Origin of the sequence: Grimontia sedimenti (assembly GCF_011045095.1) — a bacterium.
Classification (GTDB): domain Bacteria; phylum Pseudomonadota; class Gammaproteobacteria; order Enterobacterales; family Vibrionaceae; genus Enterovibrio; species Enterovibrio sedimenti.
On sequence record NZ_JAALDL010000010.1, the window covers coordinates 76,278 to 93,160 of the forward strand.

The following is a 16,883-nucleotide window of genomic DNA, read 5'->3' on the forward strand; positions in this document are numbered from 1 at the left end:
GGTTTTCTATCATCAGGCATATTGAACGCTCACTAACTTAAGGTCTAATGACCTAAACACTCTAACATATCCTTAGTGTTCAATGCTTCAATAGTGAGAAATGGGTCGAATTAATTGCTGTAATTGCACAAAAATTAGCCACAATATCGTGTTAATCAGGCAGACAGCCAACGCTAATAACTATTGAGCTCTAAACATTGGATTCGCGCACTAACCCTCTATTTCTATCCCTGCATAGGGTGCTTGAATTACGCAAATGCGCCGTGCTGGATCCAGTTTCGGCCAATGTGTCAGTTACGTTTTGAGTTTGGTTTTTTGCATAAAAAAGAAAAATCCGGGCGCGAACCCGGATTTATTTCTTTCGCTTATTTGCGTGGCTCAGACATCAATCCCTTCACCAGGGAGAATGCACAAAGCAACAGAACGATACAGAATGGCAGACCTGTCGACACCACCATTGCCTGCAGCGCCCCAAGGCCACCACCCAGCAATAGAGAAATCGCTACCAGACCAACAAACGAACACCAGAAGATACGCTGTGGTACAGGTGCATCCACCTTACCACCTGCAGAAATGGTATCGATAACCAGTGAACCGGAATCTGAAGAGGTGACGAAGAACACCACCACCAGAATGATACCCAGCAGAGAGGTAATGCTCGACAGAGGCAGGCCATCCAGCATGTTGAACAGCTGTAGTGGCAGATCTGCATCAACCACTGCGCGGTAACCATCCTGCAGCTGCTCAATCGCCGTGGTACCGAATGCTGTCATCCACAACACACAGACAGACGTTGGGATCAGCAGTACACAAATGATGAATTCGCGAACCGTGCGGCCACGCGAAACACGCGCGATAAACATACCTACGAATGGCGACCAGGACATCCACCATGCCCAGTAGAACGCGGTCCAACCTTGTGAGTAGTTAGCATCTTCGCGGCCAAGTGGGTTCGACAGTGCAGGCAGGTTCTCGAAGTACGCCACCATATTGGTACCCAGGCTGGTGAAAATTGACAGGGTAGGCCCTACCACAATCACAAACACCATCAGCAAGGTGGCCATCGCCATGTTGAACTCAGAAAGACGTTTCACACCAGAGTCCAGACCCGCTACCACAGACATCAGTGCCAGACCCGTGATACCGATGATCAGAATAACCTGAGTGGTAATGCCGCTTGGAATGTTGAACAGGAAGTCCAAACCTGCAGCCGCCTGCGACGCACCAAAGCCCAGTGACGTAGCAAGACCGAACAGTGTCGCCACTACCGCAGTGATATCAATAATATGACCCGGCCAACCCCAGATGCGCTCACCAAAGATTGGGTAGAACACAGAACGGATAGTCAGTGGTAGGCCTTTGTTAAACGAGAACAGTGCCAGAGACAGAGCCAGCAATGCGTAGATTGCCCATGGGTGCAAACCCCAGTGGTAAATCGTCGCCGCCATACCCAGATCTTTTGCAGCAGCCATATCGCCGGCAGCACCACCCAATGGTGCCCAGTCAGTACGAACGCCATTTGCCTCAACCACACCGCCAAAAGAAGATGCATAGTGTGAAAGTGGTTCAGACACGCCGTAGAACATCAAGCCGATACCCATACCTGCAGCAAACAGCATGGAAAACCAACCGACATAGGTGTAATCAGGGGTAGCTTCTGTGCCGCCGAGACGCACGCGTCCCAATGGGCTGAAGATAAGGATCAGACAGAGAATAACGAAAAGGTTACCTGCGCCGATGAAGAACCAGTCCATTTGGGCAGTAAGTGTGTTACGCATTTCGTTGAACAAAGGCCCAACAGAGTTACGAAACAGCAGAGTGACTAACACGAACAGTGCAATCATACCGCCTGAAACCAAAAACACGCGGTTATGGATATCAAGACCCAAAGGACCGATTTTCAGGGCGATATTATCCTGACCTACTTGGTAGTCAGTATCGATAGGCGTCACCGCACCATCCGGTGACATTAATTCATCGTGGCTTTTATCACTCACAACGACAACTCCATTTTACATTCACAACATCCAGGCCAAATTGCCTGAATAAACGCAAACTATTACCGTTTACGTCAGTGAGGTAAAACAAATAAAACTTGTCGTATTAGCATGATTTTTCGATATTAATTACCAAGAGAATAAAAGGAGACCAGCTCATTCACAAAGGGAATGCCAAAAATGCAAATATCACGATAAATTAAACAGTTAGAGATTATTGAGATTGCCCAAATAATGCGCAGCTTGATCTAGTACCGCACTACGCTCTTCGTCGGATTTTCCATCCCAGCCGCGATAGACCATGCCGGCGCGCGGATTCACCGCAATTTTAGCGCGATGGCGTTCCATAAAATGCCAGTAAAGACTGTTTAGAGGACACGCCCCCTCTCCCACTTTTTCTTTGACTTTGTAGTGGCAACCCGCGCAATAGTCGCTCATCTTGTTGATGTAGTTACCGCTGGCACTGTAAGGCTTGGTGGCAAACAGACCGCCATCTGCAAACAGCGCCATTCCCCGAACGTTCGGTAATTCTACCCACTCAATGGCATCGACATAGATCCCCAGATACCAGGCATCGACTTCTTCCGGTGCAATGCCCGTGAGCAGGGTGAAGTTACCGGTAACCATCAAGCGTTGGATGTGATGCGCATAACCATAATCCAGCGACTGCTGGATAGCCTGTTTCAGGCATTGCATCTTGGTCTCGCCTGTCCAAAAGAAGTTCGGTAATTTCCGTGTGCCACCCAATGCGTTCATGGTTGAATACTCCGGCATGTTTGCCCAGTAAAGCCCGCGAACAAACTCACGCCAGCCAAGAATCTGTCTGACAAAGCCCTCTACCTGATTGATGCTAATGCCGGAGTCAGGCTGGCGATACGCCTCTATCGCAGCTTGAATCACCTGCATTGGATGAAGCATTTTGCTGTTGAGTGCAAAGGAAAGACGGGAATGATAAACGCTCCATCGGTGTGGGCTCTCGGATGTCATCGCGTCCTGAAAACTGCCGAATTTTGGTAGCAGGTACTGACAGAAGTAATCGAGCAGTTCCAGCGATTGTTTGCGTGTGACAGGCCAGAGAAGCTGTGCACTAGCAAACCCAATGGTTTCCACACCATGACGCTCCAAACGCTCGAGAATAGTAGACACATCATTGGCAAACACCAAAGGCTCAGGGATGCATTCAAGCTCAGCTTTGGTCAGCTTGGCGCGGTTATCTTTGTCGTAATTCCACTTTCCCCCTTCAGGTTTGTCGCCTTCCATCATCACGTCAAACTGCTTACGCATTTTTCGGTAGAAAGACTCCATCAGGTGATGTTTACCCGCAGTGAAATGTTGGTTCAAGGCATCATCAGGTACCAGAAAATGCTCGCAACCTGTCGGGGTGGTCTCAATATCTAAAAAAGCGCTAAACAGGCGAAGCTGTTCGCGCAAACGGTACTCATCCGGAAGCTGATACTCAAAACGCGTGACACTGTGTTTCTCAATCAACGCTTTTAGCAGTGCGTTCAGCGAATCGAAGGGTTGTGTTTCATCCAGCGTCATGTGTTTCACATGATGACCCGCTTTCTCTAAGGCAGTCGCAAAACCTTTCATGGCAGCGAAAAACGCACAGACCTTTTGAACATGATGAGGGGCGTAGTCGGTCTCTTGACGCAACTCTGCGATCAGGTACAACACACCGTCGTCGTGTTCGCTGTACCACGAATGGCTGGCATTGAGCTGGTCGCCGAGAATGAGTCTGAGGGTATGGATTCGGGTCATTGGTCTGCTGCCATTTCTGCAATTTTTCAACAGTATGGATTACGTTGTGGAAAGACGAGAGATCAAAAAACGCCAGACAAGCTGGCGTTTTTTTATTAGTAGCAATGAGTTACTGCGCGTGAGGTCGAAACACGATTTTCTCGTCTTCTTCCGCCGCTTTCATGTCGTTGAAGCGTTTCTCATCCAACGCGTCTTCGCTTTTCGCAACAATACAGGTTACCGCACAGTCACCAGTAATGTTCACCGCGGTACGAATCATGTCCAGCAGACGGTCAACACCCATGATCAGTGCAATACCTTCCAGCGGCAAACCTACCTGATTCAATACCATCGCCAGCATCACCAGACCCACGCCCGGCACACCCGCGGTACCGATAGACGCCAGTGTTGCCGTCAGGATAACCGTCATGTAGTCCATCATGGTCAGGTCAACATTGAAAGCCTGCGCGATAAATACCGTCGCTACACCCTGCATCATCGCTGTGCCGTCCATGTTAATGGTCGCACCCAGCGGGATGGTGAAAGACGCAATCTTGTTGTCAGCACCCATGCGGCGAGTGGTGGTTTCCATCGACACGGGAATGGTCGCATTCGACGACGCCGTCGAGAACGCGAACATGATGGCATCTTCCATCTTCTTGAGGAATGTTACCGGACTCAGGCCGCTGAATACCTTAAGCAGTGTGGTGTAAGTCACCAGCGCATGCAGCACTAGACCACCCGCCAACACGAAGAAGTATTCTGCCAGACTGACAATGGCGGACAGACCCAGCGAGGTAAACAACTTCGCCATCAGACAGAACACACCAAACGGTGCCAGATTCATCAACAACGCAACCAGCTTAAGAATCACTTCGTTCAGATCACGGAAGAAGGCCGCCACGCGCTCACCCGGTTTGCCAGACGCACTGATAGCAATACCGAACAGCAGCGCAAAAATGATGATTTGCAGCGTGTTGCCTTCCGCCATTGAGCTGATTGGGTTCGTTGGGAACATGCCCACAATCACATCGCCCAGCGATGGCGCTTCAGAAGCTTGGAAAGACGATGCCGCAGAAAGGTCTGCACCTTTACCTGGGCCAAACAGTAGCGCGAGGCTCATTGCCAGGGTGATCGCCAGCGCCGTGGTACCCAGATAGAACATCAGGGTTTTGCCACCCAAACGACCCAGCGTTGCGATATCTTTCAGTGCGCTGGTGCCACACACCAATGAAACGAATACCAAAGGAACCACCAGCATCTTCAAGCTGGCTACAAAAATTTGGCCACCAACGTCAAACAAGCCGTTGACGATATACTCGTTGACGAAACCTTCTTCGCCGAACAAAAACCGAATAGCAAAACCAGTCACAATACCCATCACCATGCCCAGCAGGACACGGGTGGTCAAAGACATCTTGTTAGCTTCCGCATTCATGATTGAAAACTCCTTTTCAAAACTCAACGCCAAGGAGATTAAACTGGTGATTTATATTGACCAGAAGAATACGAACTGCCCTCGGGCAAAGCATCGTTTCAACAGAACTCAATGAACCGAATTTTAATCTGATTGGTTAACTTGCTCTTCACAATCAAGCGCGATGAGATTAGCAGCGGAATCCCAACTAAATACATTCCCTTTTTACAACATCGAGTCACTTTTATGCGACAAATCACACATCCAGAACGGAATTTTAAATCTAACAAACATCTGATTAACAAAATAAAAAACCATTAGATGTCTTTTTGACCAACAGAAAATACCTGACCTGTTCGAAAAACCATCAGTGCTATTAACAACAGTCAGGCGCATACCCAACCTGAGGGGTCAGCTTTCTACCAGCCAGAAGAAACTGTAAGCAGCGATCAATGCTGGCAAGGTTGAATAAAGGGTGGCAACAATGGCAGCCTTTGGTGCCAGCGCAATCGCAGGAAAAAGCGCATCACCATCATTGGAAATAGCATTGCCAATTTGGGCAGAAATTGGCACAGCACCGCTGATGTACAAACTGGTAACTAGAATCTGAGGCCCGCAGCCGGGCAATATGCCCACAACGACCCCCATTAATGGCACCAAAGCACCCCAGCCAGTAAACAGTTCACTGAGATCCATCCCCAGCCAAAGTACGCAAAGCTCAAACACCAGAAACGCCGCAATCACCCAGACCATCACAAAGTTTGTGTCCTGAGCGACCCGCTCGAAAAGGTGCGATCCACTGTCTTTGGGATCTTCTCCCACCAAAGACTCATAATTTTCCGCTTCTCGCGCCAGCGCCCAGAAAGTCACCGTCGTTATCGCGAGAACCGCGCCAATTAGCTCGGAAGTGCCAACAGGAAGACGAAGCAGCCCATCGGTATCAAACTGCATTGAGCCAAGCAGTGCCATCACCAGCGATGGAAGCAATACCCATTGCCAAAAACGTCCCTGCACACCGATAACAGTTTGGCTGTCGGCTTGATTGGAACATGCGTTAGGTTTTGCCGGGGAGTGTTTGGGTCGCATAAAGTCATCACGATGCAGCGCATCGACAATCTGTCCGGAAACCACACCGACGGCAAAACCTAACCCAATCATAAAGATGCCATCCGAAGGCTTAGTGGCTAGCAACAAGAACGCAGCATCGCCCATCGTTGCTGTAAGCACGGCAACCACACTGCCAAAGCTAAGGTTGCCACGTACAAACTGGGTGATAACAACAATAGCACCACCACATCCCGGTAAAGCGCCCAATACCGCTGAAAACACCACCTGCAGATTTTTCTTTTTTGCTAAACGCGATACCCAAGCGCCATGACGTTCGAACTTGTTCGTCAAATAGTGAAAAAGCGCCAGTGTCGCAGCCACATAAGCAGCCACTTGCCAGAAAGCATCAGACAGCACTGCAAGTGTCACCGCACGCGTTGGTTCAGCGAAAATCAGCGCAAGTAACAACACTGGTACTAAAAGACGACGTTTTTTCATCGCCCATAAATGCCGTTTTGAAACCTGTGCGAAGAGTCGGGAAAGTAATCCTGTCATCGTTTTACTTTTGATAATGAGAATTATTATCAATAATAGATCGTAGGTGACGAATTGCAACAGGAAGTTTGATAATACCAATCACAGTAGATAGGTGATCAGAGATAGCGCAGGAAAAATGCTAGGTTGAGCAGATATTTACTACGATTGGTATAAGCATGAAGTACGGGTGAGAGATAAGAGAAAACCGCCCCGAAAGGCGGTTTTGGTTGAAGCTTACATCTGGCAATTAAACGCGGAAGAAAGCAAGCTCCTGCTTCTGGCTTTCAGCCAGCTGAGAAAGCTCCTGACTTGCCGACGCGCTTTGGCTGATACCCGTAACATTTTGGGTAATGATGCCAGACATATTAGTGATGTTACGGTTGATGTCCTGCGTCACTGCCGATTGCTGTTCAGCGGCGGTCGCCACCAGCGTATTCATGTCAGTGATTTGTGCGACAGACTGGGTGATGCCGTTCAGGGCATCATTCGCCTGTTGGCTCAGCTCCTGAGTACGCGCAAGCACGTCCATACACATTCCCATGCTGTCACCCGCCTGAGAAGCCTGAAGCTGCAAGCCTTCGATGATTTGCTGGATCTCTTTGGTCGACTCTTCAGTACGCGCTGCCAGCATACGCACTTCATCCGCGACCACTGCAAAACCACGACCAGAATGGCCTGCACGCGCCGCTTCAATTGCCGCATTCAGTGCCAGCAAATTAGTTTGCTCCGAAATGCCGCGGATCACTTCCACAACATGACTGATGCGCTCAGATTGCTCACGCAGAGTGCTCACCACACTTGCGGTGTTTTCAATCGACTCCGCCATTTGCACTGCGGCCTGTGTACTTTGCTCGAACACTGCCAGACCTTGTGCTGCCAGTTCATCAGTTTGACGAGCCGCATGGTCAGCATTCACCGCGTTGTCAGACACGTTATCTGCAGTACTTGAAAGCTCGGTCACTGCAGAAGCAACCTGTTCGATTTCTGCCTGCTCTTGCTGTGCGTTCACTGCAGACTGGTTCATGACCGCTGCAAGTTCAGTGGAAGCCGCTGCCACTTCATCGCTGATACTGAACAGTGTGGTCACGGTATGACGCAGTTGGCTGATGGTCTGGTTGGTGTCACGACCTAAACGCGCCAGTTCGTTTTCACCGGACTCATCCGCCTGTACGTTCAGATCACCGGTCGCCAGACGACGCATGACGTCCTGAAGCGCTTCCAATGGTTTCACGATCACACCCGAAAGCCACCAGCCAAACAACATCGCAATCGTCAATGCACTGCCCATCACCAGGCCGGTTGTCACCATCATCTGATCTGCATCGTCGTCAGATTTTTTCAGGTCTTGTTCAACCAAAGGATTGATAAAGGCAGACAGCGCGCTGATGTCTTTCATCATTTCCGCGCCCATTTCACGATATTCGTTCACCATAGCGTTATAGCGCGGCGTGGCGATTTGTTGCTTGAAGTAAGCTTCAATCGTTGGTTGTGCGTGGGCGTTGGTATAGCGAACGTAGTCGCTCACGCTGTTCTCGATATCAAGTGCCATATCACGTAGCACTGGCGTTTTTGCCAGTTCACGGGAAATGGTCAACGCTTCGTTACCCAACTTGGCAACGTTGTCAGCCATTTGCTTGGTGCGTTGCGAATCGTAAATACCGTAAATGGCTTCCACACGCATTGCCCAGGCAATGTCTGCCAGTTTAGACACGCGATCTTTGTCATTCGCTGCCTGTCGTGCTGTATTACTGACCGAATAAACCGCTGATTCAACTTCACTCTTGGCAAAGACCATCACTGCGAAAGTGCTTATCACCAAAAGAAAGATAGGGATCAGAATTTGATATCGGATAGAGATATTTTTGAGTGACATTTATCGCTTAAACCTGAGTCGTATTGCTGAAATTGCGCGCATTATGAGACTTAGATCAACATTTGCCAACCGTGAATTTTCTTTTAGAAACATTTATTTTGGCAATCAGTTTGAACGCCAAATTCCCGTCGGGAGTGTCAAAAAACTGCGTGTGTGAAATGGTTTTAGACGTTAGTAGAGATGAGAGAGGGACGGACGCTCAGAGTAGAAAAAGTCTGGATTACTATACGAGTGAAATAAAGGCAGACCGGAGGCTAAATATCACCTCCAGTCACTTGGATATCGTTAAGCGTCGTTTTCTAAGTTGGAGACCAAGGCTTCGATATCTTCATGCTTGTCACTGGTGGAAAGCCAAACCAGATACAATTCATTCGCCATCGCAGGGCTGTCTTTCACCACATGCAATGCTCCGGCTTCAATCCAAGGCTGTGCGACAGTAGACGGCAAGAATCCAACGCCGCCACGGTTAAGCAGGAATTTCAACGCTGGCTGGCATGCATGGCTGTGCAGCACAGGAGTGCGCTGTAACGATGCAATACGGCCATGTTCAAGGCCAAAACGGGTTCCCCAGTCCAGATACACCATCGGCAGTTCACTCACTGACTCCAAATCCTGATCCGGTTCACTGCATACCAGCAGAAGTTCAAATGCTGTAATACGTTGCTGCTGCAGATCTGCCAGTTTTGGTGGTTCACTGGTCAGCACCACATCGACCTGCTTCTCAAGCAGCGCATTCGAGATTTGCTGACGGCTCAAAGATTCCGTGCGAAGTGCCCAATCCGGTTGATTGGCTTCAACTTGCTCCAACCAGTCACTGCAGCTGTCCATTTCCCAGATCAGTGACGTCGCCCCGACCGTGAGTTGCTGCTGGTAGCTGTCAGTTAGCGCCACATCCTGACGTGCGCGGCCCCAGGTCTGCAAAATGCTTTCTGCATAGGGGACAAAACGCTCTCCCGCAGCGGTTAAGCGCAAATCACCGCGCTTACGGGTAAACACCGGCGTACCGAGTTTTATTTCCAATTGGCGGATACGGAAGCTGACGGCCGACTGTGTTAAATACAGGTTGGTTGCCGCTTTACCAAAATGTCGGGTTTTGTTCACTTCCAGGAACGTGCGTAGTAGATCAGTATCCATAATCAGCAATAAATCAAAATAGTTTCGTCAGCTTGCGTTATCACGGAAAAGCCCTACCGGGTCAAGGGTAAAGCGCACAATTCAGCGCGATTGCGGATCAATTGAACGCGTACGTCAAAGTAAGGAGGAATAATTAGACTTTGCGGCTGGATATCGGCTTGGGAAGGGAAAAGCAAAGCGCATACACCGCCAACCCTAAACACCATGCACCAATAAACGCTCCCCAGTTATCCACCAAATGTCCAATCAAAGCGGATGCAAGCAACAGGAATATCACCACCAGCAACACATTAATGCAAGTTGCGAGATAACGATTCGCCTTAAAGCTTTTTCCCCAAAACACAAACACACACAGATTCACCGCTGCAACTTGTCGACGGTAATACCTGTCGAGGTACATGGCTAGCCAGAATCCCCACAGTGTGCCCACTGCTATATCGAGCCAGGTCTCAAACATCGAGCCTCCGAACCATAAAACGGTGTCCACCCTGCCCCATCTAAATGGTTGTCTCAGGTGGTTCGACTTACTCAGTGTAAGCCTTACGCAATCAGTTACATGTACCACTATGGAGACAAATAGGTGTCGCATTGCTTACCACATACCATCCCAAACTTGGTATCAACATCTGACTGCTTTTTGTCGATGCGACGCACGCCGCCAAGTAGTGCAGAAATGCGACGGAATATCCCGTTATCCAAATGGAAATCCCTGTGTCACTGTGCGACCATGCCTTTCTGCTTGAAAAACAAGCAGCACCTCCGACTGGAAGTCGCCCAAGCACAGAATCAATACAGGAGTTATACGTGCGCATATCTGCCCCCATCGTCGAATCACTGGATACCATCCTTCCCGAAGAACCTTTGTTGATGATGGGCGCTGGCCCTGTGCCAATTCCTGCCAAAGTCGCCGCCGCCAACGGTATTGTGATTAACCACCTCGGTGAGACCATGTCACGTATCATTGAGCAGGTGAAATCCATGTCCCGCTACGTTTTCCAGACCGAGTCTTCACACATTCTCGGTGTGGCAGGCCCAGGGTCTGCGGCGATGGAAATGGCGGTAGCAAACCTGGTTGCACCGGGCGACAGAGTGCTGTCTGTGAGTAATGGCTTTTTCAGTGGCCGCTTGGCGGAAATGTCTGAACGTGTGGGCGGAGAAGTCACCCGCTACACCATTGCTGAAGGACAAGCTGCAAGCCCTGAGGAGATTGCCAAAGCCATTGCGGAAGTACAGCCCAAAGTGCTCACTATCGTGCAGGGAGAAACTTCCAACACGGTTTGCAACGGTGCGTTGCCAGAAATCTGTAGTGCCGCCAAATCTGCGGGATGCCTGGTGATTGTCGATGCCGTCTGTACCCTCAGCACCATGCCACTCAACATGGATGAATGGGGCGTGGATGCCGTGATCACTGGTGGCCAGAAGGGGTTGAGCTGTATTCCCGGTGTTTCTCTGGTCGCTTTTTCTGAGCAGGCATGGGACAAAATCACCACCCGCGAAGACACACTGCGACACTGGTGTCTGGATGCGAAACTGGCAGACAAATTCTGGTACCAAAGCTCATATCACTATACCGCGCCCGTTTCCGGCATTATGGCCATTCATGAAGCGCTGCGACTGATTTGCGATGAAACCCTTGAAAAGCGCTTTGACCGTCACCTGAAATGCTCCCTTGCCCTTCAAGCTGGTATTCAAGGTCTCGGGCTTTCGCTTTATGCCGACAAAGCCTCACGACTGAATTCCGTCGTAGGCATCAATGTGCCGGACGGGTTGAATCAGAAAGAGATTCTGGCGGCGATTTCACGAGATTTTAAAGTGGAGATTTCAGGTTCATTTGGTTTGAATATCGTTCGAATCGGACAGATGGGCGAGCAATGCCGCGTGCATAATATCTTCCGTACTATCCACGCTTTAGGGTCGACCATCCAAAGACTCGGTGGCGAAGCGAACTTACCGTTAGGTGTAGCGATGTTGGAAAAAACGTTGCAGGAGTACCAGCCACAGTTTGGCTGACAGAAAACAAATCGGCAGGTTCAGGGTTAAGTGAAGCTGGGTTGGAACGGCTCGCCATCGATATGCATTACGCCGTCTTCAAGGGTGATAACAAACTCATGATTCAGCGCGTACTCTCTGGAATCAGAGCCAAGATGTAAGTACTCGCTATCAAACTCATAGAAGTGGGTTAACGTTATCCGAACCAGATTGCGATTTCTCATATAGCGCAGCAAGTTACCGTAGGCACTTCGCAGCGCCGGTTTGTTTTCACTTTCACCAAGAAAATAAATGCTGTAAGCGCGGGCCAGCATCAAGGCCAGCGTTTTAGCACCCTCACCATTCGGCATGCCAAGGCTCTCTGGCTCGACTTCTCTGTCATCCTTGATCGCTAATACATTGCAATCAAATCCCCCCAGATACACCAGCAGGTCAGTATCAGAAGACATATGTTTTGACGCTTCATGACTCAGCGCAGATACCAGAGATTGCGCCCCCTCCCAATAAGGTGAAGGTGAACTGCCGGTCGCCACGACTTTGCTTTCCACCTCAACATCAATACCTGTCCCGAACAGGAAATCATGAACAGAGAGGGTAATGTCTTCGTTTTTATTTGTCAGTAAGGTGACAAATTTAGGTTCGAGCAGGACTTTAGGGTGCGGTGTGTTTTCGAAAAAGTGATCCCCCAGTTTCACAGCCGCCGAAACTTTGCGCTGTTCCTTGCCAACCAGAAAGTGGAACGTGGTTTTTTTGGTCAGGAAATTGTAGCGAGGGCGTTTAAAGATATTAAAACGCACTTTCTCGCGGCTACAAAGCAGAAACAGATGGGGCTCTGCCAGCTTGTGGTCGAGATGATTCTTCAGGTTGGCGCGGTAATCGACCACGTATTGGCTAAGTTTGCGGATTTCTTGCGAAAAGCGTTCGTCTTGAAGTAGGTCGCACCACAAAATATCCGTGTCCGTCAGTTCGGAGTGACAACTGACCAGTGCCGGATTCTCGATAAGACGAAGTGTTGCGACCAAACCAGGATCCTTATGCTCATGTTTACGAAGCTTTTTTTAAGCGTAGTGGATCTCACGGTCGTCGCACATCAAATTTGCCGGATTGAGAGCAATGCCACTTGGTTCTGTTAACCTTAACTAAGCTGGTTCAGTAGATCGCCTACCATCAAAGGCTTTGAGTAGAAATATCCTTGCTGATACTGACAGCCACGGTGAATAAGAAAATCAACCTGTTCTCCGTTTTCTACCCCCTCTGCGACAATTGCGATGTTCAGACGATGAGCAAGTTCAATGATGGACTCCAACACTGGCGCATTCACCGAATCTACCCCCACAGTATCGACAAAACATTTGTCGATTTTCAGATAGTCGAGGTTAAGTCGCTGCAGCATGGACAATGAAGTATGCCCTACCCCGAAATCATCGATCGCCACTGATACGCCAAGGCGACGCGCCGCGTCAATCTGGGTAAGCGCTGAGTCGTCCAACAACTGACGTTCAGTGATCTCAAGCGTAATGGAAACGGGCAACGCATCGAACAGCCCCAGCACATAGGCCAACTCCGATTCAAAGCTTGGACAGGTCATAAACTCCGGCGGGACATTGATGCCTAATGGTAGGTTTTTCCTGTAGGCAGCAATGCCATGTCCTGGGCTGCGCGGGAAAAGACATAGTGGGTAAATTCAACACCCAAGCCATTCTGCTCGATGGCTGGAATAAAAATATCCGGCCCCACTGCGCCCATCTTTGAATGTTGCCAACGCGCTAACGCTTCGAAGCCATAAAGCTCACCCATTGCGTCGTAAACCGGTTGATACATCAAATAGAACTCTCCGCGTTTCATGCCGGTTTTAATTTCTTCGATGAGAGAAAAGCGGGGCTTCAGACGCATGATAATCAGGTGGGAAAACAGGGAAATCAGCAGCCCAAGAGGAATACTCGCCAACGTGAACATCAGCATGGAGTAACGCACATAACTTTCCGTGGGTTCAACGCCGAGCTCAATGTGAAAACGCTGCGATTTGAAGTAATGCATGCTTTCAAGGTCATACTGGCTTCGGTTAAACAAACACTTGTCACCAATCCAAATCGCCAGCTTTTCATATTGCAGCGAGTCTGAAATATCCATGTGGCTGATAAACTCGTCTAAAGAGACAACAGCCATACCTCGGGTATCGAGATCCTTTTTATTCTGCGAAACAATCACCAACACCCGTTCATGACCCACTGCTCCTGCCTTAGGATAGCTGTGAATACCTGGCGTCAGATTTGCGGTGATCAAAGACGGGTCGACCCAGTCAAAGACAGTGTCAGACTGACACATGACCTGACCATTTTTCACGGTCACGAAATCATGCACGCTTGGCCAGAGTTTCAGTCGGCTCTTGATAGAGCGGCAATTAGAGGTATGACTCATGATCACCTGCGCCTGATTGGTCAGCGACTCTATCTTTCTTTCAAGGGTTTTTAGGTATATCCCTCCAAAGTCATCGACATGTTTATCAATGGACAACTTGGACAGATACAGCCCCAGCAACACAACAAAAAACATCGGCACACATACCAGCGTCAGGTAGTACACCAAATCTTGCCCATTGCGTTTCATGCTCGAAAACCTTGTTCAGTAAAGATGTGAGGCCGTGGGATCTTGGAGATGACCTGCCTACTTTTCCGAACATCATACGCTTTATAGCTGAATGATTGTTGATTGAGAGCAACTAGCCAGCCATCAATCCGTCGAGAAAAGTGGACACCACGAACAGGAGTGCGATGTATATCACAAGGATTCTGAGACTGTCATAGAGATTTTAGAGTGAAAGCTCAAATTTTTGATGTGCGGCAGAAAACCGCGTCTGGATTAAATGAAGAGGACGCTGTTCAATCAGGCTTCACCCGCCAAATGCTTTAGAAAACGAAGCTGTTGGCGCTCCTGATCTGAGGGTTGATAGGGTGCGTCGCTCAGCGAATCTGCACTCAACTCGCCAAGTTCAATTTGCCCAACCTGACTCACACCATACTGTGTTTCTTCACCTGGTCGACCAGACATTCGTTCCAACTGAATATCCTTTAACGAATACGCTCCGCTTTCACCCGAGAAAACGGATTGATGAGCTTTCAATACAATCTCACCCTGCCCTTCACCCAGCTTTTGCTTTTCCGTTAGCACGGCAACAGGCGTACCATCTTCTCGATATAAGTTGGCGCGAAGACGGTAAAGCCCCGCTTTTTTGGCATCGATGGTAACAGGTATCATCCAGTCGGCTTGTCGGGTGTACGTAGGCTCAGCTCTCATGACAAACGCTACGGGATTGGCATAGCTAATGTCAGCCGTTAACACATCACTGCCACCTTCAAAGCGCACCGTGACCTTCAGCCTTAGCTGTGAAGATGTCGACTCATCAGGCTGCATTTCCCCATCAGCATTTTCACTGCTTCCACTTGCGACTTCTTCACGACTGCCAATGTCTAATAACGAGTAACGCATACCAAGCACAGGAAGTGAACTTTTCACTTTAAAAGGCACAGTCTCTGGGTAGAAAAAGCGATATTTATCAAGAGACAAGACAGCAGACTCCTTCCCATCAAGAACCGGCATTTCCACTTCAGCAAAACGGTTTGGGTTCAGATAAGGGCTGTCTGACGACAGAATAGGTTGGGAATAAGGTGGGTAATGCAGTTCTTGCTCGAAGGTTTGTGCCACCATAGAAAACTGCGCGGTCATCGCTTCCGGAATCTCCATCACCGGCAAGGGTTCATCTGGCATTGGTTCAGGCTCAATTTGCTTGGCAAGGGGCAACGGTTGAGGCTCTGATTCTGATGAAGACGCCGTCTCTTTCTCGGGCACCATCGTCGCAGGGTCCTGCGCGGGCGTTTCTGTTCCCGTATCTCCAAGTAGCCAAACACCCATTCCTGCGAGTGCCAAGGTTATCAGCACCGTACCCGCTTTTCTCATTGACTCTTCCTTGTTAAACACCACCCCATGCAGAGCGGAAATCAGTCCCGGAGGAGACTTGCTCCTCCGGTTATCACTTATCGCAGGTTAGCCACCAGCTCAGACATGGTGTGGTTTTCGGAGCCATTCACGTAACGAAAATACGCCCAGCTCCACCATGACCAGGAGTCAGACGTGCTGACAGAAACCTGCGTGCCATCTCCTAAAGACACACGACTGTTCGCTGCAGTCACTTTTCCTTGGTGAACATCGCCGATCACCCCACCATGGGTGTAGCCACTGCCCATCAGCATCGGATAGTGCTGCGGCATAAAGCTCGATACACCGCGGGATTGACTCGACACCTTGCCATCATAGGCGACAGTGCGGGAACAACTGCTGAAATTGCCCACAGTGCTTGAACCACAGGTCGAATGCGATGCGACAACACCATCATCATGACCCGGTAAAAATGGCGATGTCACACCAAGATACTCGCTCGAATCACCGGTGAAACGAATGCGGGGAACCCTGCCATCCGGGAAAGGCGCGATTTGTCGAGCGTTTGCCACTTTCAGGTCATTTAACACGCCAGTGTTGCTGCTGTTTGGCATTTCACCCAACCAAAGTGATATAGCAAATTGTAAGGTTGTGTTTAAAACACCACCACCTTCAGCAATATTTACTGCCATGTCTGCCAGTTCAGAGCCACCGCCGGCACCCGCAAAGTCAAACGTAGAAATAATATTTAACGGTGGTAAGCCTTCGTTTAAAAGCCAATTTTCTTGATTATCTAAAATATAGCGTGTAACCAGGTCACCGGTAGAGTGCGTAACAAAAATACATCCGTTGGCACAGGTATTACTTTGCGCAAGTTGTTTTAATTTCGGCCATGCATAGTCACTGGCAATTTTCCCCGCTACACGTTCGTGGGAAGGCCAGTCGATACGCACATCTGCACGACTGTTCCAATACTGCTCCCAGTAGTGTTCACCATCAGCACTAACCTCTGCTGGACCAGGCCTGGCGGCGAGTTGAGAGGGTTGCAAGCCATGAACCAGCACGACAGGATGCTGGCCTATGGCGGCTGTTGCTGAAAAAGAAAGAGCTGCTGTTGAAAGTGAGAGCATTGCTATCGTTTTTTTCATTTTAAACCACCCTTTTGTATTGGTTTCGCTCAGCGTAGGGTAGATTCAAAAATATAACAATTCATTAA

At 49.3% G+C, this 16,883-nt stretch carries 14 protein-coding genes; 1 reads left to right on the forward strand and 13 read right to left on the reverse strand.

Translation table 11 applies throughout. The annotated features are described in order from the left end of the window. Nucleotides 1–365 precede the first annotated feature (365 nt). From G5S52_RS13895 to G5S52_RS24215, 8 genes are all read right to left on the reverse strand, one after another. On the reverse strand, nt 366–1,997 hold the full coding sequence (locus G5S52_RS13895; RefSeq protein ID WP_165014807.1) for a BCCT family transporter: 1,632 nt from the start codon (nt 1,995–1,997) through the stop codon (nt 366–368). 207 nt (nt 1,998–2,204) lie between these two features. Beyond that, a complete protein-coding gene (locus G5S52_RS13900) occupies nt 2,205–3,758 on the reverse strand; it encodes a cryptochrome/photolyase family protein (protein ID WP_165014810.1) in 1,554 nt (517 codons plus the stop codon). Between the two features lie 109 nt (nt 3,759–3,867). Beyond that, a complete protein-coding gene (locus G5S52_RS13905; RefSeq protein ID WP_002540886.1) occupies nt 3,868–5,175 on the reverse strand; it encodes a dicarboxylate/amino acid:cation symporter in 1,308 nt (435 codons plus the stop codon). A 390-nt stretch (nt 5,176–5,565) separates the two neighbouring features. Next, on the reverse strand, nt 5,566–6,756 hold the full coding sequence (locus tag G5S52_RS13910) for a putative manganese transporter (protein ID WP_165014813.1): 1,191 nt from the start codon (nt 6,754–6,756) through the stop codon (nt 5,566–5,568). Between the two features lie 229 nt (nt 6,757–6,985). Next, nucleotides 6,986–8,611, reverse strand: coding sequence for a methyl-accepting chemotaxis protein (locus G5S52_RS13915; RefSeq protein WP_165014815.1), 1,626 nt, complete (start codon nt 8,609–8,611; stop codon nt 6,986–6,988). A gap of 285 nt (nt 8,612–8,896) precedes the next feature. Beyond that, a complete protein-coding gene (hdfR, locus tag G5S52_RS13920) occupies nt 8,897–9,745 on the reverse strand; it encodes an HTH-type transcriptional regulator HdfR (protein ID WP_165014818.1) in 849 nt (282 codons plus the stop codon). 133 nt (nt 9,746–9,878) lie between these two features. Continuing rightward, a complete protein-coding gene (locus tag G5S52_RS13925) occupies nt 9,879–10,202 on the reverse strand; it encodes a hypothetical protein (RefSeq protein ID WP_165014821.1) in 324 nt (107 codons plus the stop codon). A gap of 107 nt (nt 10,203–10,309) precedes the next feature. Next, nucleotides 10,310–10,444: a hypothetical protein gene (locus tag G5S52_RS24215; RefSeq protein ID WP_268895525.1), complete on the reverse strand. Its 135-nt coding sequence runs from the start codon at nt 10,442–10,444 to the stop codon at nt 10,310–10,312. 105 nt (nt 10,445–10,549) lie between these two features. Between G5S52_RS24215 and G5S52_RS13930 the strand changes: the two genes are divergently transcribed. Then, a complete protein-coding gene (locus G5S52_RS13930) occupies nt 10,550–11,755 on the forward strand; it encodes a pyridoxal-phosphate-dependent aminotransferase family protein (protein WP_165014824.1) in 1,206 nt (401 codons plus the stop codon). A 26-nt stretch (nt 11,756–11,781) separates the two neighbouring features. Here the strand turns inward: G5S52_RS13930 and G5S52_RS13935 are convergent, their stop codons facing one another. From G5S52_RS13935 to G5S52_RS13950, 5 genes are all read right to left on the reverse strand, one after another. After that, complete coding sequence (locus tag G5S52_RS13935; RefSeq protein ID WP_235956249.1) at nt 11,782–12,756, reverse strand: hypothetical protein; 975 nt, start codon at nt 12,754–12,756, stop codon at nt 11,782–11,784. 113 nt (nt 12,757–12,869) lie between these two features. Continuing rightward, nucleotides 12,870–13,322, reverse strand: coding sequence for an EAL domain-containing protein (locus G5S52_RS23975; RefSeq protein ID WP_268895526.1), 453 nt, complete (start codon nt 13,320–13,322; stop codon nt 12,870–12,872). A 23-nt stretch (nt 13,323–13,345) separates the two neighbouring features. Continuing rightward, on the reverse strand, nt 13,346–14,341 hold the full coding sequence (locus G5S52_RS24220; protein WP_268895527.1) for an EAL domain-containing protein: 996 nt from the start codon (nt 14,339–14,341) through the stop codon (nt 13,346–13,348). Nucleotides 14,342–14,617: 276 nt separating this feature from the next. Continuing rightward, nucleotides 14,618–15,688, reverse strand: a complete 1,071-nt coding sequence (locus tag G5S52_RS13945; protein WP_165014827.1) for a hypothetical protein — start codon at nt 15,686–15,688, stop codon at nt 14,618–14,620. A gap of 77 nt (nt 15,689–15,765) precedes the next feature. Next, nucleotides 15,766–16,815, reverse strand: a complete 1,050-nt coding sequence (locus G5S52_RS13950) for a hypothetical protein (RefSeq protein WP_165014830.1) — start codon at nt 16,813–16,815, stop codon at nt 15,766–15,768. Nucleotides 16,816–16,883: the final 68 nt, after the last annotated feature.